Below are 23,576 nucleotides of genomic sequence, written 5' to 3'. Positions count from 1 at the left end.
TCAAAGTATATAGTGTCTTTATTGCAAAAAACAAGTAAGGATAGTTTTATGTCAGATAAAAAGACAGAACTAAGTGACGCAATGAAAAAGAAGGTGGAGCCTAGAGTTTTTACAAAAAATCCAATTCTAGGAACTAAGTTTACTATTGCAATCTCAAGTGCAAAAGGTGGTGTTGGTAAATCTACATTTGCAACGAATCTTGCCCTAGCTTTAAAAAAAGTTGGATGCAAAGTTGGATTATTAGATGCTGATATTTATGGCCCTTCCATTCCAAAAATGTTTGGTATTAATGAAAAGCCAAAAAGTGACGGTCAAAAATTAGATCCCATAACAAAATATGACATTCAATGTATGTCAATTGGATTTTTAGCAGATCAGCAAACTCCGATGATTTGGCGTGGTCCAATGGTGACGAGTGCAATTAAAACTTTTACTCAGAAGGTTAATTGGAAAGATTTAGATTTTATAATTGTTGATATGCCTCCAGGAACAGGTGACACTCAGTTAACTTTTTCACAAGAAATTAAAATGGATGGTGCAATCATAGTATCAACTCCACAAGAAGTTGCTCTTTTGGATGTAAAAAGAGGTATTAAAATGTTTGATAAGCTTGGAGTTAAAATTTTAGGTTTAGTTGATAACATGAGTTTTTTTGTTGGAGATGATGGAAAGAGGTACAAAATTTTTGGAGAAGGCGGAGTAAAAAAAACAGCAGAAGAATTTCAAAAAGATTTTTTAGGTGAAATACCAATAAATCCTGATGTTGGAAATTCTGGTGACCAAGGAAAACCAATAGTCGAATTAAACCCAGACCATCAAATTTCAAAAATATATCTAGATTTTGCTGAGAAGATTAAATCAACTTATCTTTAAGATCAAAAGCAGCCATCAATTCATTCCATTCTCTTTTAGATAGACCTGAGTTTTCAACATCTACATTTTCACCTTTAATAAGTTTTTGAATTATAACTTTTCCCTTAGCAGAAACCTCTGTTCCTCCTACTCTGTAATCCATAAATGCATCATAAGTTATCGGTACCCATTTTTTAACTGTATCTAACATTATGTCTGCATAAACTCTAATTTCATACTGAGCGTGACTATCAGCTCTTAACCTTAAAAAGTTCATTAAATTTAATAAATCAGTTTTCCAATACCACTGAGTATAAGTATTCAATGTTAAGTTCATTCTTGCAAGCTCTCTTGCCAATCCTTTTTTATTTTCATCAATTGTTGAACCATCATATCTTTCATTAAGCATTGTTTCATAATTGTCATAAGTTCTCTCTGCATCACTTTTCAAAAGTTCTAAAACTTCTTCTGCTTGTTTTCCTTCAAGGACATCTCCTCTTCCTTGTCGGTTGCTGGTAGATTGCGCTGCTAAATTTTCTTTAGTTGGTAAATAAAATTCTTTATCTAGAATTGAATATCTTGCAGAATATTCATTTACGTTGGCAGTTCTATGTCTGATCCACTGCCTTGCAATAAATATTGGAAGTTTAATATGATATTTTATTTCACACATTTCAAATGGCGTACTGTGCCAATGTCTCATCAAGTATTTTATTAAACCTTTATCTGTTGAAACTTGCTTTGTCCCTTTTCCGTAAGATACTCTTGCTGACTGAACTATAGAGGTGTCATCACCCATATAATCAACCACTCTTACAAATCCATGATCTAGTGCCGGCAGCGCTTCATAGAGTATTTTTTCAAGCTCCGGAGCAGTAACTCTTTTAGTTTGATTGCTTTGGGATTGCTGGTTTTTTATTTCTTCTAATTGTTCTTTTGTTAATTTCATGATTGTTATTGAATCTGTTGTAATTACTTTTATATTATTAATGTTGGATTTCCAACTACGACGATAAACGAATTTCGTAATAACCATTGCGGACGTGGGGGCAGTACCCACCACCTCCACCATTACAACTTACGGGGGTGAAATAGAATCGACGGGTGACTAAAGGTTATTCTTTCGTTCGGTATTGTTCCACCGTAACGGGCTAAATTATAATTGCTAACGAAAGTTACGCACTTGCTGCATAATTAACTTAGTTAATTAAGCACGGGGTCCGGGGCACCTGGCAACAGAACGCCCCCTGCTTTAAATTGATGATAAATTAATTTTTTTTGAGTATTTTTTTTTAGGTGAATTTTTTATGACTGCTTGTCCGCAACGCATAACACCTCTCTTTTTATCAAATGTCATTTTTGGCTCTCCATATAAAGTCCAACCATTTGACAATGCTTCAGTAACACGGTGACAAAATTTTGATGTGTCATCATCTGTAATAAATCTATATCCCTTCATAAAATTCTCTCTATTAATCTTTTAATTCGGCTTGTGCAGCAGCCAATCTTGCTACAGGAACTCTGTACGGAGAACAAGAAACGTAATTTAATCCAGCTTTTGAGCAAAATAAAATACTGTTAGGATCACCACCGTGTTCTCCACAAATTCCAAGTTTAATATTTTTATTTTGACTTTTTCCGTTTTCAACAGCTATTTTGATTAAATCTCCAACTCCATCATCTATCGAAATAAACGGATCAATTGAAAAAATTTTATTATCTATATAATCATTTAAAAATTTTCCACTATCATCTCTGCTTATTCCAAATGTAGTTTGAGTTAAATCATTAGTTCCAAAGCTAAAAAATTCAGCATGTTTTGCAATATCTTTGGCTTTTATAGCTGCTCTTGGAAGCTCAATCATCGTACCTACCATAAACTCAATTTTTAATTTATGCTCTTTTTGAACTTCACTTGCAATTCTAATTACTAAATCTTTCATAATTTTTATTTCTGCTTCAGTAGATACTAATGGGATCATAATTTCCGGAAAAGGAGATTTAATTTTTTCTTTTTTGAGCTCTGCTAGAGCTTCAAATATTGCTCTACATTGCATTTCATATATTTCAGGAAAAGATATTCCAAGTCTACATCCCCTATGACCCAACATGGGATTTTGTTCATGCAATTCATCAATTCTAGATTCTACTTCTTTTACTGGAAGATTAACAATATTTGCAACTTCATTAATCTCTTTATCTGTTCGAGGCAAAAACTCATGAAGAGGTGGATCTAACAATCTTACTGTAACTGGCAATCCACTCATAATTTTAAATATTTCTATAAAATCCTTTTTTTGATGAGGTAAAAGTTTTTTTAATGCAATTGATCTATCTTCTTTAGTCTTTGATAAAATCATTTCTCTTACAGATAAAATTCTTTCTTCATCAAAAAACATGTGTTCTGTTCTGCAAAGACCAATTCCTTCAGCTCCAAAATCTTTTGCTGTTTTAGTATCCTTAGGTGTTTCAGAATTTGTTCTAATATTTAATTTTCTAAAACTATCTGCCCAAGTCATTATCTTGGAAAAATCTCCAGATATCTCTGGTTTAACTGTTGCCACACTTCCTGATATAATTCTACCGGTTGATCCATCTATAGTAATGACGTCCCCTTCTTTAATTTCCATTGAAGATGTTTTAAATGTCTTCATCTCATAATTTATATCAATTTCACTTGAACCAGATACGCATGGTCTTCCCATTCCCCTTGCAACTACTGCAGCATGACTAGTCATTCCTCCTCTAGCCGTCAAAATTCCTTTTGCAGCATGCATTCCTTGTATATCTTCGGGTGACGTTTCTACTCTTACTAAGATAGTGTCTTGCATCATCGAAGTTAATCTTTCGGCTTCCTCTGAAGTAAATACCACTTTCCCACTTGCTGCACCTGGTGAAGCAGGTAAACCATTTGCTATTACATTGATTGTACTCTTTTCATCAAGTGTAGGATGCAGAAGTGTATCTAAAGAATTTGGATCAATTCTTAATACTGCTTCTTTTTTTGATATTAATTTTTCCTTAACCATATCAACTGCAATCTTTACCGCAGATTTTGCAGTTCTTTTTCCCGATCTAGTTTGAAGCATCCACAGTTTATTGTTCTCAACCGTAAATTCTACATCTTGCATATCTTTGTAATGTTTTTCCAATTTTTTTAAAATTTTTTTTAATTCATTGAAAACTTTTGGCAAAGACTCTTCCATTGACAGTTCTTCAACTTTAGCATTTTTTCTTGCCTTCTTAGTTATATATTGAGGTGTTCTTGTACCAGCAACAACGTCCTCACCTTGTGCATTAATTAAGTACTCACCATATATTTCATTTGATCCATCTGATGGATTTCTTGTAAATACAACTCCAGTAGCACAATCATCACCCATATTACCAAAAACCATTGATTGAACGTTGACTGCTGTCCCCCATTCTGCTGGTATTTGATTTAATTTTCTATAGACTTTTGCTCTATTACTTTCCCATGATAAAAATACAGCACTAATTGCTCCAAATAATTGTTGAAATACATCTTGAGGAAATTTTTTTTTCGTTTTTTCTTTTACTGTTCTTTTAAAATCTTCAATTAAACCGTCCCAATCATTTTCATCTAAGTCCGTGTCTAACAAAACACCTTTTGTTAATTTATAATTTTCAATTAATTCTTCAAAATGATAGCTCTCTACACCCATCACAACGTTTCCATACATTTGAATAAATCTTCTGTAACTGTCTTTGGCAAATCGCCCATTAGAAGTTTTCAAAGCTAACGCCTTTACTGTTTTATCGTTTAAACCTAAATTGAGAATTGTATCCATCATTCCTGGCATAGATACTCTAGCACCCGATCTGACAGATAATAACAAAGGATTTTTTAGGTCTCCAAATTTTTTAGAAACATCTTTTTCAATAATTTTTAATTCTTTTTTAATTTGAGAAATTAAATTGTTATTTAATTTTTTCTTATCTTTATAAAAAATCTCACAGACTTTAGTAGATATTGTAAAACCAGGAGGAACTGGTAACCCCATCCTCCCCATTTCAGAAAGGTTAGCACCTTTACCGCCTAAAAAATTTTTTGGATTTTTAATACTTTTAGATTGTTTCGAATTAAAGTTTAATATGAGTTTCTTCATTAGCTAGACTCGATTAAAGAAAAATTAACATAATTGTCGAATGTTTTACACATCATTTGAATTAGTTCTAGCCTATTTTTCTTAATTACCAGATCATCCTCATTTACAATTACATTATCAAAAAAATCAAATACCTCTCTTTTAATACTTGCTAAATTGTCCAATGTTTGAACAAAATTTTCATCATTATTAAGACTTGAAAAATATTTCCTCAATTCATTAATTTTTTTAAATAGATTTTTTTCAAGTTCAGTTTTAAAAATACCAGGGTCAGTTGTATTAGATAATTCAATTTTCTCTTTTTTTAATTCACTTTCTAGAATATTTGATGCTCTTTTATAGCTTGAAATAATATCTATTCCGTTTTGTTTATTTATTATTTTATTTAAATTTTTTGCTTTATTAAAAATAATTACAGATTGATCTAAGTTAGAAGAGCTTATTGAAGCTTGTATTATATCGTTTCGAATATTTTCCTCCTTCATATAATATTTTAATCTCTCTAATAGAAAATCTTGTAATTCTTTTTGTAAAGATTTATTCTCAAATTTAAATCCTTGATCCTGATACAAACTTGAAGAATAATTTATTAAATCTCTAATTTTAAAATTTTTTTTATTTTCAATAATAATTCTAACAATCCCTAATGCTAATCTTCTTAAGGCAAAAGGATCCTTGGAACTTGTTGGTTTTTGGTTTACACCAAAAAATCCAACTAAAGTATCAATCTTGTCAGCTAAAGATAAAGCAATGCTATAAGGTTTTTTTGGAATTTTTGTCCCAGATCCAACGGGTAAATATTGCTCACTAACAGCAAATGATATTTCTTTATCAAAACCTTGCGCATTTGCAAAATAACCTCCCATAATTCCCTGAAGTTCTGGAAATTCACCAACCATTTCAGATAACAAGTCTACTTTGCTTATTGATGCTGATAATTCTACTTTTTCTTTGCTAATTAATAACTCATCAGAAATAATAGCACCAAGCTTTCTCATTCTTTGAGCTTTATCAAAATAATTTCCAAGACCTTTGAAATAATTCATTAATTTTAAATCAGAAATTTTTTTGACCATGTTTTGAGCTTTATCTTTCTGCCAGAAAAATTCTGCATCACTTAATCTTGCTTCAACTACTCTTTCATTTCCTAATTTAATTAATCCTTTTTTATCTTTATTGTTTGCTACTACCAAAAATTGATTTGTAATATTTCCTTTTTTATCAAAAGTAGGAAAATACTTTTGGTGGTGTTGCATGGTTAATATTAAAATCTCTTTAGGTATATTTAAAAATTTTTTATCAAATTCACAAACAATTACGTTTGGTTGGTCAGTTAAATCGACTACTTCCTGAAGAAGCTTTGGATTGCTGTCAATATTTATATTTCTTTTTTTTAAAATAATGTCGAATTTTTTTTCTATTAAGTCTTTTCTCTCAGTGTGATCGATAAGTATATCCATTTTTTTAAAAAAATTTTTATAAGATTTAAAGTCTGAAAATAGTTTTTTCTTTTCTTCAAATTCTTGATCTATAAATGTCGAATTAGATGAAATGAAATGTTGAAATTTAAAATTTAGTTTTTTTTTATCAAAGATAGATAAGACAGATTTTAATGGCCTACCCCATAATAGTTCATAATTTGACCATTTCATTGACTTTTTCCATTGAATTTTATTCAGTATTTGAGGTATGGCTCCTTCTAATAATGTATGAGTATCTAATTTTTTTGATCTAGTTTTATAAAAATAGAACTCACCTTTATCTGTTTTTTTTATAAACAATTCTTTTTTTGAAACACCATTTGATTTCGCAAATCCCTCCAACGCAGCATCTGGAGACTTTGTACTCGGACCTTTTATTTCCTCAGATTTTAAAACTATCTTCTTTTCAACTCCCTCAAACAAAATTAATAACCTATTGGGTGTTGAGTAAGACGAACTTTTTTTAAATTTAATTGATTTTTCTAAAAAAAATTCATTAAAACTTTTTAGTAAATTTTCTCTTAAGTTCTTTTGTAAATTTGAAGGTATTTCCTCACTAAACAATTCTAAGAAAAATTCAGACATTATTTTTGACTATCTAACCAAATACTAGCAGCTGATTTTGTAATATCTCTTATTCTTGCAATATATCCTGCTCTTTGAGCAACGCTAATTGCTCCACGTGCATCTAATATATTAAATACATGACTTGCTTTTAAACATTGATCATAAGCTGGTAGTGAAATTTTTTTTTCAACTAATGACTTTGCTTCCAACTCGTGCATATCAAACATTTTAAAAAGTGACTCTACATTTGCATGTTCAAAATTATATGCCGAAAATTCTCTCTCAGCTTGATGAAATACTTCTTTATATTTTACACCATCATCATTCCATAACAGATCGTAGACATTTTTTTGCTGCTGAATAAACATGCATATTCTTTCTAATCCATATGTAATTTCTACAGAAACAGGTTTGCACTCAAATCCTGCCATCTGTTGAAAATAAGTAAATTGAGTAATTTCCATGCCATCACACCATACTTCCCAACCAAGACCAGCAGCACCCAATGTTGGACTTTCCCAGTCGTCTTCTACAAATCTAATGTCATGATCCGAATGATCAATTCCTATAGATGATAAACTATTGAGGTAAAGTTTTTTAATATTTTCAGGCGAAGGTTTTATAAGAACTTGAAATTGATAATAATGCTGAAGTCTATTTGGATTATCTCCATACCTTCCGTCTGTGGGTCTTCTTGATGGCTGCACATATGCTGTCTTCCAAGGTTTAGCCCCTAATGACCTCAATGTCGTTGCTGGATGAAATGTGCCTGCTCCTACTTCCATGTCATAAGGTTGGAGAACTACACATCCTTTTTTACTCCAAAACTTTTGAAGATTTAAAATTGTATCTTGAAATGTAAGAATTTTCTCTTTTGATTTAGAAACCATATCTTTGCCAGATTGATCTTTCATCTAAAATATTTGCAAATTGGTCAATATGATTTGAAGATGAAAGTTTTTGACTTAACCACCCTTTTGTTTTTTCAAATTTTTTAATTACAACATCTTCACCATACTTTTCTTTTAAGATTTCATGTGCATCTCCTATGCCATCTATTAATCCTAATTTCTTAGCTCTTGAACCTGACCAAAATTCACCAGAAAATAATTCTACTTCTGTTTTATTTAATTTTGCTCCACGACTTTTTTCAACAACATTTATGAAATCTTGGTGTAAATCTAATTGAATATTTTTAAGTCTTTGAATATCTTCTTCCTTTTCTTCCATAAAAGGATCTAGTGTGCTCTTGTTCTTTCCGGCTGTATGAACCCTTCTCTCAACACCTATTTTCTTAATTAGTTCAGTAAAACCAAATGATGAATATATAACCCCTATAGACCCAATAATTGAACTTGAATTTGCATAAATTTCATCTCCAGCACATGAGATAAGATATCCTCCAGATGCAGCAACATCTTCCGCAAAAAAAATAACTTTCTTATTACTTTTTTTAGCTTGCTGACGAATAAAACTATAAATTAAATGTGACTGCACAGGTGAACCTCCTGGAGAATTGATTGATATTGCTACTGCAGTAGCTTTTTTTAGTGAAAAAGCTTTTTTAATAATTTCTTCCTGTCCTGCAAAATCAATACCTTGCTTAAATTTACCAGCATTACCAATGACGCCATTTAATTTAATATGTGAAACAATTTTTTTCTTTTTTAAAAAGGAGAACATATTTATCTCTTACAGAATATTTAGTTGATTATAAAGACTACTTATAATTGAAGAAATAGGTGCGTCAAATGATAAGTAATAAATATAGCTTATTTATATTAATTTAAAATTAATATGGGAACTGTAGTACAGCTTAAAAACCAGATAAATAATTCATATTTCCAATTGAAGGATTCTGTTGAAGAAAAACTAGCTTTGACTGAAGAAAGAATAAAATCCAAATTAACTAGTGATGTTCAATTAGTTCAAAAAATGACTAATTATCATATAGAGACTGGTGGCAAAAGACTAAGGGCTTTATTAACATTAGGAAGTGCTAAGTTATGTGGTTACTCAAAAGGTTCAAGAGACGTAAATTTAGCAGCTTGTGTAGAACTTATTCACAGTGCAACTTTGATGCATGATGATGTTATCGATGAAGGTGAGATTAGAAGAGGTAAAGAAACTTTAAATAAAATTTGGAGCAATCATTCCTCGGTTTTAATTGGAGATTATCTCTTAAGTAGATGTTTTGAGATGATGGTTGAAGATGGAAACTTAGAGGTATTAAAATTATTATCATCAACTTCATCTAAAATTGCCCAGGGAGAAGTATTACAACTACAACATAATAATGAAGTTGATATGCTTGAAGAAACATATCTAAAAATTATTTCTGCCAAAACTGCAGAACTATTTGCTGCTTCAACAAAAGTAGGTGCAATTTTAGCTGAAGTAGAAAATAAAGAAAAAGATGCGCTAGAATTTTATGGAAGGAATTTAGGGTTAACTTTTCAAATTGCAGATGACACATTAGATTATAATTCTGAATTAAAGTTATTTGGAAAAAAAATAGGAAAAGATTTTTTTGAAGGAAAAGTGACTTTACCAATAATCTTGCTTTACCAAAAATTAGAAAACAATGAAAAAAATAAGCTAAAAGAAGTATTTAATAAAAAAGAGAGAACAAAAGAGGATTTTAATAATATTATATCTTTGATTAATAAATATAAGATTATAAATGAGTGCTACCAAAAAGCTCAGCACTATATTAATTTAGCATCGAATTCTTTAAGTGTGTTCAGGGATACTAAAGAAAAAGAAATTCTTAAAAAACTTACATCTTTCAGTTTAGCAAGAAATTTTTAAGGACTTAATAAAGCTTTATTCCATAATCCATTCTGGCTTTTTGTATAGAGTAATCTTTCATGAATTCTATTTTCTCCATCTAGCCAAAACTCTATATTTTGTGGATTTAAATTCCACCCAGACCAGTGTTTTGGTCTAGGAACTTTTGTTTCATCAGAATATTTATTTATATATACCTTAATTGAATTTATTAATTCGTTTCTATATTTTAATTCTTGGCTCTGGTTTGATGCCCATGCACCAATTCTACTTTCATATGCTCTGGAAGAATAATATTCATCTGCAACATCATCAGAAACTAATGATACAGTCCCAGTAATTCTGACTTGTCTTAAAAGACTTTTCCAGTGAAAACACATTGAAGCGTTAGGATTTTCCTTTAGTTCATTACCTTTTCGACTATTTAAATTAGTGTAGAAAACAAATCCATCTTTATTAAAATCCTTAAGGAGCACCATTCTGACTGATGGAACATTATTTTTACTTGAAGTTGCTAGCGCAACTGCATTTGGATCATTTGGTTCAGTCTGTTTGGCTTTTTCCATCCATATTTCAAATAACTTAATTGGGTCATCTAAATTTAAAAAACAGCTGTTAATACCAAGTTGGTTTTTTTCATTCATAATTTAAACAAAATAATCTATATAATATAAATAATGTCATTTAACACTTTTGGAAAGCTATTTCGTTTCACAACTTGGGGTGAATCTCACGGCCCTGCTATTGGCTGTATAGTTGACGGTTGTCCTCCAAACATAAATCTAAATGAAAAAGATATTCAATTAGAATTAGATAAAAGAAAACCTGGACAATCAAAATTTACCACACAAAGAAAAGAGGACGATAAAGTCCAAATACTTTCAGGTGTATTTGAGGGAAAAACTACTGGCACACCAATTTCTTTAATTATTTATAATAAAGACATGAGATCTAAAGATTATGGAAATATAAAAGATAAATTCAGACCAGGGCATGCGGACTTTACCTATTTCAAAAAATACGGAATTAGAGATTACAGAGGTGGAGGAAGATCTTCAGCTAGAGAGACAGCTTCAAGAGTTGCGGCTGGTGCTATAGCTAAACTAGTACTTCAAAAAAAATTAGGAAAAAAATTTAAAGTTATAGGTGCTGTAACTCAATTAGGAATCTTAGGATGTGATACGTCACAGTGGAATGATAAAATTATTTCAAAAAATCCATTCTTTTGTCCAGATAAGTCTATGATTAAGTTATGGGAAAAATATTTACTTGGTGTAAGAAAATCAGGGTCATCATGTGGTGCTGTAATAGAGGTTAGGGCAAGAGGTATTCCTGCAGGTCTTGGTGCGCCTATTTATTCAAAATTAGATTCTGATATTGCATCAGCGTTTATGAGCATTAATGCAGTTAAAGGAGTAAATGTTGGTGCTGGAATGAATTCTGCACAACTAAGTGGCGAGCAAAACTCTGACGAAATATCATTAAAAAATAATAAATTAAAATTTAACTCTAATAATGCAGGCGGGATTTTGGGCGGAATTTCTTCTGGGCAAGAAATAATAGCATCATTTGCAGTTAAACCTACATCTTCAATTTTAACTACAAGAAAAACTATTAATAAATTCGGAAAAAATACCACAATATCAGTTAAAGGGAGACATGACCCTTGCGTAGGAATAAGAGCTGTTCCAGTTGGAGAAGCTATGATGAATTGTGTTTTATTAGACCACTACCTAATGAATCAGGCTCAGTGCGGATAAATAATTAGTTTTTTACTACTCTAATTGAATCCTTATTAAATAAAACTTCTAAAACTTTTTTTGTAATTTGTGGACTATTAAGTCCAGCAATATCATACATATTTTTTGGATTATCTTGCTCTATGAATTCATCTGGAAGAGTCATGGATCTAAATTTTAACCCTTTATCAAATATCCCTTTTTCGGCTAATAAATTTTTAACATGGGAACCAAATCCTCCTATAGAACCTTCCTCAATTGTAATCATTAATTCATGTTCTCTTGCAGATTTTAAAATTAAATCTTCATCTAAAGGTTTTGCAAATCTGGCATCTATAATTGTTGTTGAAATACCCTTTGCTTTCAATTCTTCTGCAGCTACTTTACATTCTTCAAGTCTAGTTCCTAAGCTCAACAAACAAACTTGAGTTCCTTGCTGAATAATTTTTCCTTTACCTATCTCTATTTTTTCCTCTATTGAAGGAAGTTCAACTCCAATACCTGTTCCTCTTGGATATCTTATTGCACAGGGTTTGTCATTAATATCAACCGAAGTATTAATCATTTTTACTAACTCAGCTTCATCACTAGCTGCCATCACGATAAAATTTGGTAAAGTTGACAAATAAGCAATATCAAAAGAACCTGCATGCGTTGATCCATCTGCGCCAACTAATCCAGCTCTATCAATTGCAAATCTTACAGGTAGACTTTGTATTGCTACATCATGCACTACTTGATCGTAAGCTCTTTGAAGAAAGGTAGAATAGATAGCGGCATAGGGTTTATACCCTTCTGTTGCAAGACCTGCAGCAAAAGTAACTGCATGCTGTTCAGCTATACCAACGTCAAACATTCTTTTTGGAAATTCCTTGCCAAAGATATCCATACCAGTTCCACCTGGCATTGCTGCAGTTATTCCAACAATCTTACTGTCTTTTTTTGCATGCTTAACAAGTGTATTTGCAAAAACTTTTGTATATGCAGGTAAATTAGAACCACTTTTTTGTTGCTCTCCAGTTTCAACATTAAATTTTGATACTCCATGATAGTGATCGCTAGCTTTTTCAGCATAAGAATATCCTTTTCCTTTTTGAGTTTTAATATGTATCATAATTGGACCCTCATGCTTTGAGTCTCTAGCATTTCTTAAAATAGGGACAAGTGAGGAAAGATCATGTCCATCTATTGGTCCTGCATAATAAAAACCAAGTGAGCTAAATAGTGTTCCACCGGTGACAGCAGAACGAAAAAAATCTTCTGCCTTACCAGCTTTAGCACTAAATCTTTTTGAAAAAGCTGAGGTGATTAATTTTAAAGTTTCTCTTAAGCTAAAATAGATTTTTCCAGTAAATAACTTTGCTAAATATGTTCTCATTGCACCTACTGGTTTTGCTATAGACATGTCATTATCATTTAATATAACGATCATTTTAGTTTTTGATGCGCCAGCATTATTCATAGCTTCATATGCCATACCAGCACTAATTGCGCCATCTCCAATAACAGCTATTACATTTGAAGATTTATTTTCTAATTTATTTGCTTCAGCCATGCCAAGTGCAGATGATATAGATGTGGAACTATGAGCTGCACCAAATGGGTCATACTCACTCTCAGATCTTTTAGTAAAACCTGATAAACCGTTGCCTTGTCTTAAAGTTGTAATTTTTTGTTTTCTTCCTGTTAAAATTTTATGTGGGTATGCTTGGTGTCCTACATCCCAAATTAATCTATCATTAGGTGTATCAAAAACATAGTGCAGAGCTACAGTCAGCTCAACAACCCCTAGACCTGCACCTAAATGTCCACCAGTTTTAGATACTGCACTGATCATCTCTTCTCTAACTTCATCAGCTACTTGTTGTAAATCATTTTCAGAAACTTTTCTTAAATCGGATGGAAAGTTAATATTATCTAAAAACTTGTAATTATTTTTCATTTATTTCTATTCAATATAAATTCTAATGTATCGTTTAAATTTTCTGATTTTGAACCATAAATTTTTAAATTTCTATTAATATCTGAAATAATCTTACCACAATATTTGATTGAAGCGTCATAACCTAGCAAACTTATAAGCGTAGCTTTGCCTTTTTTTTGATCTTTTTTTGTTCTCTTCCCAGCAATTTTAGAATTACCTTTAAAATCTATTAAATCATCTGCTATTTGAAAAAGAAGACCAATATCAGAACCAAGACTTTCAAAAAATTTTATTTCCTTTAGACTTTTCTCCTTAATGATTGCTGGTACTGCACAACAAAAACTAAAAAGTTTTCCTGTTTTTTTAATTTCCATTTCTATAATTTGTTTTTTTGAAACTTTCTTTTTTTCAAAATCTAAATCTAAATATTGACCTCCCGCTATACCCAAATGTCCTGAACACATAGAAAGTTTATCTACTAATTTAACTTTGATTTTGTCCCTCAACTTTATCTTAGAACTAGTTAAAATTTCAAAAGCCATTGTTAATAATGAATTTCCGGCGAGGACAGCTGTCGACTCACCAAATTTAATATGAGTTGATGGTTTACCTCTTCTCATATTATCATTATCCATGCATGGTAAATCATCATGAATAAGAGAATAAGCATGAATACATTCTACAGCAGCACCTATAGCAATTAATGTGTGATAGTTAATTGAGAATAACGATCCAATATCAATTAATATTTTAGATCTAATTTTTTTTCCTCCAGGAAATAATCCATACTTCATTGCATAAATTAATTTGGAATTTTCTTGTTCCTGAATATATTTTTTCAAGAATAAATTGGTATCTTTTGCAATTTTATTAAGTTGATTTTTCACTTTCTCTTAATGATATCCTTAATTTTTTTATTTGTATTTTCACTAATAGATCTTAAATTTTTTTGAAATTTTTTTTCAATTAAATTATTTAATTTTAGTAACTCTTGATAGCTTTCTACAGAATTGTCTAGGTCATCTTTTTCTTCTAAAGACTTTATCATTTGATTTGCTTCATCTGTTAACTCTTCAAGCGTTCTATTATCATAATCGAGTGGTAAATTTTTATCTTTCATATATTAATCATTACTATTACATGAAAAATATTCAATCAAACATCAAAAAAGCGAAAAATTACTTAGATAAAAGTCATTGTGTAGCTGTTCCAACAGAGACTGTTTACGGACTCGCAGGTAACGCATACTCGGACACTGCTGTTAAAAAAATTTTTAACCTAAAAAGAAGACCTACTAACAATCCACTAATTGTTCACTACTATAATTTAAAAAAAATTTCAGAAGACTGTGAAATAAATGATAATTTTATTAAACTTTATAAAAAATTTTCTCCAGGACCAATAACATATATATTGAAGCTCAAAAAAAATTCTAAAATATCAAAGTTTGTAACTAATAATAAAAAAACAGTTGCTATACGATTTCCAAAACATCCTCTATTTAGAAAATTACTCAAAAATTTAAAATATCCAGTTGCAGCACCAAGCGCTAATATTTCTTCAAGATTAAGTGCTGTAAAAGCAGCAGACGTCAAAGATGAATTTGGCAACAAAATAAAATTTATTTTGAATGGTGGTGTATGTAAAATTGGTGTCGAGTCTACAATATTAAATATAACAAATAAACCTAGATTACTAAGATATGGAGGATTGAGTGTTTCAAAGATTAAAAAAACTTTGAATCAAAAAATAACAATTAATATAAATTCAAAAGATAAAATTTCTCCTGGTCTTTTTCCTTTACACTATTCTCCAGGATTACCTTTAAGAATGAATGCAAAAAAAAACAAAGAAAATGAAGCTTTTGTAGTATTAAAAAAAAGAGAAAATATATCTAAAGATATTTATTATTTAAGCAAAACAAATAACTTAAATGAAGCTGCCAGAAACCTGTACAGTGTTTTGAGGAAAATAAAAAAAGATAAATATAAATCAATAGCTGTAGAAAAAATACCAAATGAAGGAATTGGGAAAACGATAAATGACAGACTCAAGAGAGCATCAAACTTCAAATGAAAAACTCAATAGAAGTCATAAATCTATCAAAATCATATAAGACTAAAAAAGCAGTTAATAATATAAATTTTAAAATTAATGAAAATGAAATAGTAGGACTGTTAGGTCCAAATGGTTGTGGAAAAACAACAACAATCGGAATGATACTAGGATTATTAAAACCCACAAGTGGCCAAGTCTTAATTAACGGTAAAAATATTGAAAATAATAAAATTTCAATTCTACACAAAATGAATTTTATTTCTCCCTACATTGAATTGCCTAAAAAATTAACAGTAAACCAAAATTTAATTGTGTATGGGAAACTATACAATATTCAAAATTTGAATGAGAGAATTAATTTCCTCTCAGAAAAATTAAGATTGGAAGATCTTTTGGATAAAATTACAGGAGAACTGTCATCAGGACAAAAAAATAGGGTCAGTCTTGCTAAAGCATTAATTAATGATCCTACTGTGCTCTTGTTAGATGAGCCAACTGCTGCTCTAGACCCCGAAACAGCAGATTTTATTAGAACCTTTTTAGAAAAGTACAAAGAAGAAAAAAAAATATCTGTTTTGTTAGCTTCGCATAACATGGATGAAGTAAAGAGATTATGTAATTCTGTTATGATGATGAAAGATGGTAATATCGTAGACAGTGGTACTCCAGAAGATTTAATAAAAAAATATGGACAAAAAAACTTGGAAGAAGTTTTTTTAGAAATTGTTAGGAAAGATAAATGAATATTACAAGAATATATGGATTATTTTTAAGACATTTTTATTTAATTACTAGGTCATTCCCAAGAATACTTGATTTAATATATTGGCCTTCTATCCAGATAACTCTTTGGGGTTTCATTTCCAATTTTTTTGCAGCGCACAGTTCATACTATAGTGGAGCTGTTGGAGTTATATTGTCTTGTGCAATTCTTTATGATTTTCTTTTTAGAACAAGCATTGGTTTTAATATGTTATTTTTAGAAGAAATTTGGAGTAGGAATTTTACTAATTTATTTATTGCTCCAATGAAAATTAGTGAAATAATTACTGCACTTGTAATCACCGCTTTAATAAGAGCTTTAATCGGATTAATTCCAGCGATACTTTTAACCTCACCATTATTTGGTATATCTATATTAAACTTGGGATTACCATTAGCTTTTCTTTTTTTAAGTTTGTATATTTTTGGAATTACTTTGGGGCTTTTTGTTTCAGCTGGATTGTTAAGATTTGGGCCGTCTTTTGAGAATATTGCATGGTCTACAATGTTTTTATTGGCACCTTTTGGCTGTATTTATTATCCAGTTGAAATTTTACCTGAAATATTTCAATCAATAGCATACGCATTGCCATTAGTTTATATATTTGAAGAAACCAGAAATATCTTGGTCAATGGAATTGTTAGCTATGAAAATATTCGTATTGCACTTTCACTAAATGCATTTTATTTCACAGTTGCTATTGCAACTTTTTATTTTTCGTTTGATAAAGCTAGAGAAAAAGGGACATTAATTAATATTGGAGAGTAAATGGTGCGCCTGCAAGGAGTCGAACCCTGAACCTCCAGAGCCGAAATCTGGCGCTCTATCCAGTTGAGCTACAAGCGCATTTAGTATTAATATTATATTTTATGGAAAAAAGCATTAATTTTATAGTTGAAGAAGAAGAAAAGAATTTAAGAGTAGATGTATTAATTAACAAAAGAGACGAAATTATTAGTAGAACCAGAGTTAAAAATTTAATTTTAAAAGAAAAATTAAAACTAAATAATGAAATAATTAAAAGTCCATCTAAAAAAGTTTCGATTGGTGATGTTGTAAATCTTACTATTCCAGAGCCAGAGATTGCATCTCTAAAGCCTTATGATTTTAAATTAAATATTGTTTATGAAGATTCTGATTTATTAGTAATTGATAAACCCTCAGGAATTATAATGCATCCTGGAGCAGGCAATTATGACAAAACAATTGTAAATGCATTAATGCATTATAATAAAGAATCTTTATCAACTATTGGAGATGAATTAAGACCTGGAATTGTGCACAGAATTGATAAAAATACCTCAGGTTTAGTTGTTGTAGCAAAAAATAATGAGACCCATGAAAATTTATCAAAACAATTTAGTAAGCACACAATTATTAGAGAATACCAACTTTTAATATGGGGAAAGCTAAGACCATCTTTTGGTAGGATAGAAACATTTATTACTCGTAGTTCTAAAAATAGACAACTTATGGAAGTAAGCAGTTCAAAGGGTAAGAAAGCTGTAACAAACTATAAAACAATTGAAATTTTCGAAAATAAAAAAATACCGACGTTAAGTTTAGTCGAATGCAAATTGGAAACTGGTAGAACTCATCAAATCAGAGTGCACATGAATTATAAAGGAAATAGTTTAGTTGGTGATGATAAATATAAAAAAAAATATAAAAAATTAAAAAATGTTAATTTTGACATTCAAAATTCAATTACAAATTTAGACAGACAATTTCTACACGCAAAGACTTTAGGCTTTGTTCATCCTAGAACTCAGAAGGAGCTGATTTTTACCTCAATTTTGCCTCAAGAACTAAATAATATTTTAAAAATGCTTAGAAACACTGAAGAATAAATTATTGAAAATTAAGTATAATTAACTAAATAAACTCATCTATGAGCACAACTATGAGCAACAATCTTCCTACACTATCCAATGAGGGTGGTCTTTCTGTATATTTAGAACAGATTAAAAAGTTCCCAATGTTGGCCGCAGAAGAAGAATATATGTTAGCCAAAAATTGGAAAACAACTGGAAATATTAAAGCTGCTGAAAAATTAGTAACTAGTCACTTAAGATTAGTTGCAAAAATTGCCATGGGATACAAAGGCTATGGTTTGCCAATTAATGAAATGATTTCCGAAGGAAATGTTGGTTTGATGCAGGCTGTTAAAAAATTTGAACCTGAAAAAGGTTTTAGATTAGCAACTTATGCTATGTGGTGGATTAAAGCATCCATCCAAGAATATATTTTAAGATCTTGGAGTCTTGTAAAAATTGGAACAACAACTGCTCAAAAAAAATTGTTTTTCAATTTAAAAAAAATTAAAAACCAAATATCTCCCGAAACTGAAGGTGATTTAAGGGATGAACACGTAAACCATATTGCTAACAAACTTGATGTGAGTAAAGAAGAAGTTGTTTCAATGAACAGAAGACTTTCTGGAAAAGAGTTTTCATTGAATGCTCAAGTTGGAGAGGATGGTGATGAATGGCAAGACTGGTTAGTAGATAAAGAGCTCGATCATGATTTAAAATTTGCTCAACACGAAGAAATGGAGCAAAGAAAAGATTTGTTAAAAGATTCTATTACTGTGCTCAATGATAGAGAAAGAGAGATATTGTATTCAAGAAGACTGAATGATGATCCAACAACTCTGGAAGATTTAAGTAAAAAATATAAAATAAGTAGAGAAAGAGTTAGACAAATAGAAAATAAAGCATTTGAAAAACTTCAAAAACAAATGCTACTTCTTGCTAAATCTAAAAATTTATTACCAGCGAATTAAGCCTCAAAAGGATTTTCGATTAAAATAGTATCATCTCTTTCAGGACTAGTAGAAACGCTAGATATTTTTGCACCAATGAAATCTTCTACAGCAAAAATATATTTTTTTGCATTATCAGGTAAAGAGTTCATATTTTTAATTCCACTGGTAGATACCTTCCATCCTGGAAAAGATTTGTAAATTGGTTTTATTTTAATTTGATCTTCTACAGCAGCAGGTAAATAATCTAATTTTTCTCCATCCAGCTCATAAGCAACGCACATTTTAATTTCATCTAATTCATCAAGAACGTCCAATTTTGTTAAAGCTATACCATCTATACCTGAAACTTTAATTGTTTGTCTTACTAGAACACCATCAAACCACCCACATCTTCTTTTTCTACTTGTGACAGTTCCAAATTCTTTTCCACGTGTGCCCAAAAGTTCACCTACTTCATCAGTTAGTTCTGTTGGAAAAGGTCCTTCTCCTACTCTTGTTGTATAAGCTTTTGTAATTCCTAAAACATAGTTTATTGAATTAGGACCACAGCCTGTTCCGGTAGCAGCGCTCGAAGCAACTGTATTAGATGAAGTTACAAAAGGATAAGTTCCATGATCTACATCAAGTAAAATACCTTGGGCACCTTCAAATAAAATTTTCTTTTTTTGCTTTTTAAATTGATCAATTTTAAGCCATACAGGCTGTGAAAATTTTAATATTTTAGGAGCAATTTTAAGTAAATCAGATTTAAGTTGATCTTTTTCAAAAATTTTTTTACCAAGTCCTTTTCTGATTGCATTATGATGTATCAATACAGAATCTAATCTTTGATCTAAATTTTTTTCTGATCTTAAATCCATAACCCTTATTGATCTTCTTCCTACTTTATCCTCATAAGCAGGTCCAATTCCTCTTCTGGTAGTTCCTATTTTACTTTTTCCTGCTGTATCTTCTCTAATTTCATCCATTTCTCTATGAAAAGGCAAAATCAGATTTGCAGATTCTGATATTATGAAGTTATCTACATCTACTTCTACACCTTTAGATTTTATCTCTTCAATTTCTTCCAATAAAGCCCAAGGATCTACAACAACACCATTACCAATTATTGATATTTTACCTTTTCTAACAATGCCAGATGGAAGTAATCTTAGCTTGTAAGTAACGCCATCAATAACAAGAGTGTGGCCCGCATTATGACCACCTTGAAATCTAATAACTACATCTGCCTGTTCAGATAACCAATCAACAATCTTACCTTTTCCTTCATCACCCCATTGAGATCCAACAACAACTATGTTTTTCATTAATTAAATTTTTTATTTACTTTTATAGAAGTGAGATGGTTAATTGGGCCATGACCTCTTCCATAATTTGGGTTTGTTTTAATAGCTGAATTTACATACTTAATTCCAAGCTCACAAGATTTCTTTGCTGGTTTTCCACACGATACAAATGTAGTGACTGCACTTGATAAGGTACAACCTGTACCATGAGTATTATTTGTTTTGTAACGCGTACTATTAAAGATCTTAATATCTTTTTTATTAACAAAAACATCCTTAACTATTTTATTTTTTGAATGTCCACCTTTAATAAGTACATTTTTAGCTCCAAATTCCATAAGCTTATTTGCAGCGTAAATCATATCTTCAACAGATATGATTTTTGTTTCAGTCAAAATTTCAGCTTCAGGAATATTAGGAGTAACTAGTGAAACTTTTTTTATTAATTCCGATTTTAATAACTTAATTGCTTTATTATCTATTAATTTGGCACCACCTTTTGCAACCATGACGGGGTCTAAAATAATACTTTTAACTTTAATTAAATTTAAAGCTTTAATTACCATCTTGATAACATTAGATGAGTGTAACATTCCTATTTTGATTGCATCAGGCTTAATATCTTTGGAAGTAAAAACAATTTGATTGAAAATTTCTTTCGGATTGATACCTACTATTGATTGCACACCTGTAGTATTTTGAATTGTAACTGCAGTTATAGCTGTCATCGCATAAGAACCTAGAGCTGTAACAGTCTTAATATCAGCTTGTATACCGGCTCCACCAGATGAATCTGATCCTGCAATAATTAAAATTTTTGAATTTGGTTTCAATTTATTTTATTTTTTTGGATATCATGTTTACACATCTGAATAAAAGTATTTTATTATCACTTTCTGCCATCACTCTAATTTTAGATTCTGTTCCTGATTTTCTAACTAAAACTCTTCCTTTTCCATTAATTAATTTTTCTGCGAGTTTTATAACTTTTTTTATTTCAGGTTTGTTGATAATATTTTTATCTTTAACAGTTATATTTTCTAATAATTGAGGGGTTTTTTTAAAACTCTGAAAAAATTCACTCGTTTTTTTACCTTTTCTCAGAGCAAAAAGAACTTCTAAAGCTACAAGCAACCCGTCTCCAGTTGTTGCAAATTTACCTAAAATAATATGTCCTGATTGTTCACCACCTAAATTAAATTTATATTTTTGCATTTTTTCTTTAACATATCTATCGCCTACATTAGCTCTTAAAAATTTTATTCTCTTAAATTTTAAATATTTTTCTAGTCCATAATTCGACATTAGCGTTCCAACAACACCACCTTTTAGCATTTTTTTATTTTTCCATCGTGTTGCTAAAGCAGCTATTATTTGATCACCATCTACAATATTACCTTTTTCATCGCACATTATAATTCTATCGGCATCTCCATCTAAAGAAATGCCAATATGAGCTTTATATTTTTTTACAGCTGTTCTAATTTTTCTTGGAAAGGTTGAGCCACAATCTTTATTAATATTCAATCCATTTGGGTTTACGCCTATTGCTATAACTTTAGCACCTAATGATTTTAATAATTCAGGCCCTGCTTTGTAACCAGCGCCATTGGCACAATCTATAACAATTCTTAATCCTCTTAAATTGAACTCTTTTATAAAATTTTTTTTTAATATTTTAATATATTGTTTAGTTCCTGTTTCTAATCTTTTAACTCTTCCTAATTTTTCAGGACTGGAGAGGTTATTTGATATTTTTTTATCTATAAGAGCTTCTATTTTTTTTTCTATTTTGTCTGATAATTTCATTCCATCAGGACCAAATAATTTTAATCCATTGTCGTAATGAGGATTATGAGAAGCTGTAATCATAATACCCATATTGGCCTTCATTTCTTTTGTAAGCATAGCCAATCCATTGGTTGGTAAAGGGCCCAAAGTGTAAACATGCATGCCAGCAGAAGCCAAACCAGAAACAAGCGCAGGTTCAAGTGTATATCCTGACAATCTTGTATCTTTTGCTATTATTGCTGTTTGTTTTTTTTTCTTTTGAGATTTAAAATATGTACCACTAGCTAGTCCAAACTTAAAAAACATATCTCCATTAATATTTTTACTATTAATAGCTCCTCTTATTCCATCTGTTCCAAAATATTTTTTTGCCATTATTTATTTGTTATCTCTTTAAAAACTTTAATTGCTTGCATAACTTCATTAACATCATGAATTCTTAAAATCTGAACTCCTTGTGTCATCAAATATAATGATGACGATATTGTTCCTCCAATTCTAGTAAAGCTATCATTTTTTTTGGAAATATCTCTAATAAATCTTTTTCTAGAATTTCCTACAAGTATAGGAAATCCTAATGAATGAAAAATAGAAACACTTCTGATTAAATTCATATTATGTTTCAGTTTTTTTCCAAACCCGATTCCAGGGTCTAAAATTATATTGTTATGTTTAATACCTTTAGACCTTAGAAGTTTTATTTTCTCCTCAAAAAAATCATAAATATCTAGTAATTCATTATTATATTTTGGATTTTTTTGCATATTTTCTGGTGTTCCAAGCGTGTGCTGAATGACAAAAGGAACTTTATTTTTTTTTAATACGTTTATTGTTTCTGTATCAAAACTTAAGCCTGAAACATCATTAATTAGTTTTACACCTAATTTAATTCCATTTTTCATTATATCAGATTTTCTAGTATCCAAAGAAATCGGAATTTTTTTTACAATAGATTTTAAGATTTCATTAATTCTTTTCCATTCATCTTCTTTATTTACTGTCTTTGAACCTGGTCTTGTTGACTCTCCTCCAACATCGATTAAATCAGCGCCATCGTTATATAGTTTAAAAGCATGACTTATTCCTCTTTGTTTTGTATTAAATTTTCCTCCATCAGAAAAACTATCTGGGGTAAGATTTAAGACACCTAGTATATTTGGAACTTTTTTAAATTCTAAGTTAGAAAAATTTTTTTTTTTAGTTTTAATTTTTTTTAAATCTAAATTAACTTTTTTCTTTAAATCATTTGGTAAATATTTTATTTGATTAATTGAAATTTTTTTCTTTGATTTTCTAGTTATTATTTCAATATGATCAAACGATATTTCCTTAATTTGATGTAATGGTATGGCTTTTTTTTTACTTACTAAAATTTTTGATTGATTACCATAATAGAAATTACACGCTCTTGTGTAATATCTTTGCATT

Annotated in this window: 22 protein-coding genes, 1 tRNA gene and 1 other RNA gene; 9 read left to right on the top strand and 15 right to left on the bottom strand. The window is 30.2% G+C overall.

Going from position 1 to position 23,576, the window contains the following annotated elements:
* Positions 1-48: 48 nt before the first annotated feature.
* Positions 49-873 carry an Mrp/NBP35 family ATP-binding protein gene (locus ACTTBK_RS00295; RefSeq protein ID WP_440618087.1) on the top strand — a complete coding sequence of 275 codons (825 nt, stop codon included), beginning with the start codon at positions 49-51 and terminating at the stop codon, positions 871-873.
* Here the strand turns inward: ACTTBK_RS00295 and thyX are convergent.
* Positions 854-1,801, bottom strand: coding sequence for an FAD-dependent thymidylate synthase (thyX, locus tag ACTTBK_RS00290; protein WP_440618086.1), 948 nt, complete (start codon positions 1,799-1,801; stop codon positions 854-856). The two genes, ACTTBK_RS00295 and thyX, sit on opposite strands and share 20 nt — an antisense overlap.
* A 4-nt stretch (positions 1,802-1,805) precedes the next feature.
* Between thyX and ssrA the strand changes: the two genes are divergently transcribed.
* Positions 1,806-2,104: a transfer-messenger RNA gene (gene ssrA, locus ACTTBK_RS00285) on the top strand.
* Here the strand turns inward: ssrA and ACTTBK_RS00280 are convergent.
* Genes ACTTBK_RS00280 through ACTTBK_RS00260 form a run of 5 tightly spaced genes read right to left on the bottom strand, consistent with a single transcriptional unit; the run spans position 2,105 to position 8,713 of the window.
* A complete protein-coding gene (locus ACTTBK_RS00280) occupies positions 2,105-2,311 on the bottom strand; it encodes a DUF1737 domain-containing protein (RefSeq protein ID WP_075506272.1) in 207 nt (68 codons plus the stop codon).
* Between the two features lie 13 nt (positions 2,312-2,324).
* Positions 2,325-4,982 carry a pyruvate, phosphate dikinase gene (gene ppdK / locus ACTTBK_RS00275; protein ID WP_440618085.1) on the bottom strand — a complete coding sequence of 886 codons (2,658 nt, stop codon included), beginning with the start codon at positions 4,980-4,982 and terminating at the stop codon, positions 2,325-2,327.
* Positions 4,982-7,048 carry a glycine--tRNA ligase subunit beta gene (glyS, locus tag ACTTBK_RS00270; RefSeq protein WP_440618084.1) on the bottom strand — a complete coding sequence of 689 codons (2,067 nt, stop codon included), beginning with the start codon at positions 7,046-7,048 and terminating at the stop codon, positions 4,982-4,984. Before glyS ends, ppdK begins: the two co-directional genes overlap by 1 nt.
* Entirely contained in the window at positions 7,048-7,944 is an 897-nt protein-coding gene (locus tag ACTTBK_RS00265) for a glycine--tRNA ligase subunit alpha (protein WP_440618083.1), read from the bottom strand. Before ACTTBK_RS00265 ends, glyS begins: the two co-directional genes overlap by 1 nt.
* The gene (locus tag ACTTBK_RS00260; protein WP_440618082.1) at positions 7,910-8,713 is read right to left on the bottom strand and encodes a S49 family peptidase; all 804 of its coding nucleotides are present in this window, start codon (positions 8,711-8,713) and stop codon (positions 7,910-7,912) included. Before ACTTBK_RS00260 ends, ACTTBK_RS00265 begins: the two co-directional genes overlap by 35 nt.
* Positions 8,714-8,827: 114 nt before the next feature.
* Here ACTTBK_RS00260 and ACTTBK_RS00255 point away from each other — a divergent pair, with 114 nt between their 5' ends.
* Entirely contained in the window at positions 8,828-9,841 is a 1,014-nt protein-coding gene (locus ACTTBK_RS00255; protein ID WP_262590301.1) for a polyprenyl synthetase family protein, read from the top strand.
* On the opposite strand, the gene pdxH is transcribed toward ACTTBK_RS00255, so the two are convergent.
* Complete coding sequence (pdxH, locus tag ACTTBK_RS00250; RefSeq protein WP_440618081.1) at positions 9,838-10,464, bottom strand: pyridoxamine 5'-phosphate oxidase; 627 nt, start codon at positions 10,462-10,464, stop codon at positions 9,838-9,840. The two genes, ACTTBK_RS00255 and pdxH, sit on opposite strands and share 4 nt — an antisense overlap.
* A gap of 33 nt (positions 10,465-10,497) precedes the next feature.
* On the opposite strand from pdxH, the gene aroC reads away from it, so the two are divergent.
* On the top strand, positions 10,498-11,580 hold the full coding sequence (aroC, locus tag ACTTBK_RS00245; RefSeq protein ID WP_440618080.1) for a chorismate synthase: 1,083 nt from the start codon (positions 10,498-10,500) through the stop codon (positions 11,578-11,580).
* A gap of 4 nt (positions 11,581-11,584) precedes the next feature.
* Here the strand turns inward: aroC and dxs are convergent, their stop codons facing one another.
* Genes dxs through ACTTBK_RS00230 form a run of 3 tightly spaced genes read right to left on the bottom strand, consistent with a single transcriptional unit; the run spans position 11,585 to position 14,603 of the window.
* Positions 11,585-13,501: a 1-deoxy-D-xylulose-5-phosphate synthase gene (dxs, locus tag ACTTBK_RS00240; protein ID WP_440618079.1), complete on the bottom strand. Its 1,917-nt coding sequence runs from the start codon at positions 13,499-13,501 to the stop codon at positions 11,585-11,587.
* On the bottom strand, positions 13,498-14,370 hold the full coding sequence (locus tag ACTTBK_RS00235; protein ID WP_440618078.1) for a polyprenyl synthetase family protein: 873 nt from the start codon (positions 14,368-14,370) through the stop codon (positions 13,498-13,500). Before ACTTBK_RS00235 ends, dxs begins: the two co-directional genes overlap by 4 nt.
* Complete coding sequence (locus ACTTBK_RS00230; protein WP_262590296.1) at positions 14,367-14,603, bottom strand: exonuclease VII small subunit; 237 nt, start codon at positions 14,601-14,603, stop codon at positions 14,367-14,369. Before ACTTBK_RS00230 ends, ACTTBK_RS00235 begins: the two co-directional genes overlap by 4 nt.
* A gap of 20 nt (positions 14,604-14,623) precedes the next feature.
* On the opposite strand from ACTTBK_RS00230, the gene ACTTBK_RS00225 reads away from it, so the two are divergent.
* The 3 genes from ACTTBK_RS00225 to ACTTBK_RS00215 are packed head-to-tail and all read left to right on the top strand — an operon-like array spanning position 14,624 to position 17,072.
* A complete protein-coding gene (locus ACTTBK_RS00225; protein ID WP_440618077.1) occupies positions 14,624-15,559 on the top strand; it encodes an L-threonylcarbamoyladenylate synthase in 936 nt (311 codons plus the stop codon).
* Positions 15,556-16,284 carry an ABC transporter ATP-binding protein gene (locus ACTTBK_RS00220; protein WP_440618076.1) on the top strand — a complete coding sequence of 243 codons (729 nt, stop codon included), beginning with the start codon at positions 15,556-15,558 and terminating at the stop codon, positions 16,282-16,284. The genes ACTTBK_RS00225 and ACTTBK_RS00220 overlap by 4 nt, the downstream gene beginning before the upstream one ends.
* Positions 16,281-17,072, top strand: a complete 792-nt coding sequence (locus ACTTBK_RS00215; RefSeq protein ID WP_262590293.1) for an ABC transporter permease — start codon at positions 16,281-16,283, stop codon at positions 17,070-17,072. The genes ACTTBK_RS00220 and ACTTBK_RS00215 overlap by 4 nt, the downstream gene beginning before the upstream one ends.
* A 1-nt stretch (position 17,073) precedes the next feature.
* On the opposite strand, the gene ACTTBK_RS00210 is transcribed toward ACTTBK_RS00215, so the two are convergent.
* Positions 17,074-17,150 (bottom strand) — tRNA-Arg (locus ACTTBK_RS00210).
* Between the two features lie 23 nt (positions 17,151-17,173).
* Here ACTTBK_RS00210 and ACTTBK_RS00205 point away from each other — a divergent pair.
* Both ACTTBK_RS00205 and rpoH read left to right on the top strand, forming a co-directional pair.
* Positions 17,174-18,154, top strand: a complete 981-nt coding sequence (locus ACTTBK_RS00205) for an RluA family pseudouridine synthase (RefSeq protein WP_440618075.1) — start codon at positions 17,174-17,176, stop codon at positions 18,152-18,154.
* 41 nt (positions 18,155-18,195) lie between these two features.
* Positions 18,196-19,089, top strand: coding sequence for an RNA polymerase sigma factor RpoH (gene rpoH, locus ACTTBK_RS00200; RefSeq protein ID WP_440618074.1), 894 nt, complete (start codon positions 18,196-18,198; stop codon positions 19,087-19,089).
* Here the strand turns inward: rpoH and ACTTBK_RS00195 are convergent.
* Genes ACTTBK_RS00195 through folP form a run of 4 tightly spaced genes read right to left on the bottom strand, consistent with a single transcriptional unit; the run spans position 19,086 to position 23,575 of the window.
* On the bottom strand, positions 19,086-20,378 hold the full coding sequence (locus ACTTBK_RS00195; RefSeq protein WP_440618073.1) for an adenylosuccinate synthase: 1,293 nt from the start codon (positions 20,376-20,378) through the stop codon (positions 19,086-19,088). The two genes, rpoH and ACTTBK_RS00195, sit on opposite strands and share 4 nt — an antisense overlap.
* The gene (thiD, locus tag ACTTBK_RS00190) at positions 20,378-21,190 is read right to left on the bottom strand and encodes a bifunctional hydroxymethylpyrimidine kinase/phosphomethylpyrimidine kinase (protein ID WP_440618072.1); all 813 of its coding nucleotides are present in this window, start codon (positions 21,188-21,190) and stop codon (positions 20,378-20,380) included. Before thiD ends, ACTTBK_RS00195 begins: the two co-directional genes overlap by 1 nt.
* Before the next feature lies 1 nt (position 21,191).
* The gene (gene glmM / locus ACTTBK_RS00185) at positions 21,192-22,523 is read right to left on the bottom strand and encodes a phosphoglucosamine mutase (RefSeq protein ID WP_440618071.1); all 1,332 of its coding nucleotides are present in this window, start codon (positions 22,521-22,523) and stop codon (positions 21,192-21,194) included.
* A complete protein-coding gene (gene folP, locus ACTTBK_RS00180) occupies positions 22,523-23,575 on the bottom strand; it encodes a dihydropteroate synthase (RefSeq protein ID WP_440613999.1) in 1,053 nt (350 codons plus the stop codon). Before folP ends, glmM begins: the two co-directional genes overlap by 1 nt.
* Position 23,576 lies beyond the last annotated feature (1 nt).

It is taken from the genome of Candidatus Pelagibacter sp. HIMB1493 (assembly GCF_052047995.1).
Taxonomy (GTDB): Bacteria; Pseudomonadota; Alphaproteobacteria; order Pelagibacterales; family Pelagibacteraceae; genus Pelagibacter.
Note: the sequence above shows the minus strand (reverse complement) of the source record. Positions and strands in the feature narration are given on the sequence as shown.

Excerpts from the sequence above, each read along its gene's own strand:
- ACTTBK_RS00215 (WP_262590293.1), top strand. The coding sequence starts at position 16,281 with ATGAATATTACAAGAATATATGGATTATTTTTAAGACATTTTTATTTA.
- ACTTBK_RS00295 (WP_440618087.1), top strand. The coding sequence starts at position 49 with ATGTCAGATAAAAAGACAGAACTAAGTGACGCAATGAAAAAGAAGGTG.
- ACTTBK_RS00230 (WP_262590296.1), bottom strand. The coding sequence starts at position 14,603 with ATGAAAGATAAAAATTTACCACTCGATTATGATAATAGAACGCTTGAA.
- ACTTBK_RS00280 (WP_075506272.1), bottom strand. The coding sequence starts at position 2,311 with ATGAAGGGATATAGATTTATTACAGATGATGACACATCAAAATTTTGT.
- thyX (WP_440618086.1), bottom strand. The coding sequence starts at position 1,801 with ATGAAATTAACAAAAGAACAATTAGAAGAAATAAAAAACCAGCAATCC.
- ACTTBK_RS00225 (WP_440618077.1), top strand. The coding sequence starts at position 14,624 with ATGAAAAATATTCAATCAAACATCAAAAAAGCGAAAAATTACTTAGAT.
- folP (WP_440613999.1), bottom strand. The coding sequence starts at position 23,575 with ATGCAAAGATATTACACAAGAGCGTGTAATTTCTATTATGGTAATCAA.
- pdxH (WP_440618081.1), bottom strand. The coding sequence starts at position 10,464 with ATGAATGAAAAAAACCAACTTGGTATTAACAGCTGTTTTTTAAATTTA.
- ACTTBK_RS00265 (WP_440618083.1), bottom strand. The coding sequence starts at position 7,944 with ATGAAAGATCAATCTGGCAAAGATATGGTTTCTAAATCAAAAGAGAAA.
- ACTTBK_RS00255 (WP_262590301.1), top strand. The coding sequence starts at position 8,828 with ATGGGAACTGTAGTACAGCTTAAAAACCAGATAAATAATTCATATTTC.
- ACTTBK_RS00220 (WP_440618076.1), top strand. The coding sequence starts at position 15,556 with ATGAAAAACTCAATAGAAGTCATAAATCTATCAAAATCATATAAGACT.
- ppdK (WP_440618085.1), bottom strand. The coding sequence starts at position 4,982 with ATGAAGAAACTCATATTAAACTTTAATTCGAAACAATCTAAAAGTATT.
- glyS (WP_440618084.1), bottom strand. The coding sequence starts at position 7,048 with ATGTCTGAATTTTTCTTAGAATTGTTTAGTGAGGAAATACCTTCAAAT.
- aroC (WP_440618080.1), top strand. The coding sequence starts at position 10,498 with ATGTCATTTAACACTTTTGGAAAGCTATTTCGTTTCACAACTTGGGGT.
- glmM (WP_440618071.1), bottom strand. The coding sequence starts at position 22,523 with ATGGCAAAAAAATATTTTGGAACAGATGGAATAAGAGGAGCTATTAAT.
- ACTTBK_RS00195 (WP_440618073.1), bottom strand. The coding sequence starts at position 20,378 with ATGAAAAACATAGTTGTTGTTGGATCTCAATGGGGTGATGAAGGAAAA.
- ACTTBK_RS00205 (WP_440618075.1), top strand. The coding sequence starts at position 17,174 with ATGGAAAAAAGCATTAATTTTATAGTTGAAGAAGAAGAAAAGAATTTA.
- dxs (WP_440618079.1), bottom strand. The coding sequence starts at position 13,501 with ATGAAAAATAATTACAAGTTTTTAGATAATATTAACTTTCCATCCGAT.
- ACTTBK_RS00260 (WP_440618082.1), bottom strand. The coding sequence starts at position 8,713 with ATGTTCTCCTTTTTAAAAAAGAAAAAAATTGTTTCACATATTAAATTA.
- rpoH (WP_440618074.1), top strand. The coding sequence starts at position 18,196 with ATGAGCACAACTATGAGCAACAATCTTCCTACACTATCCAATGAGGGT.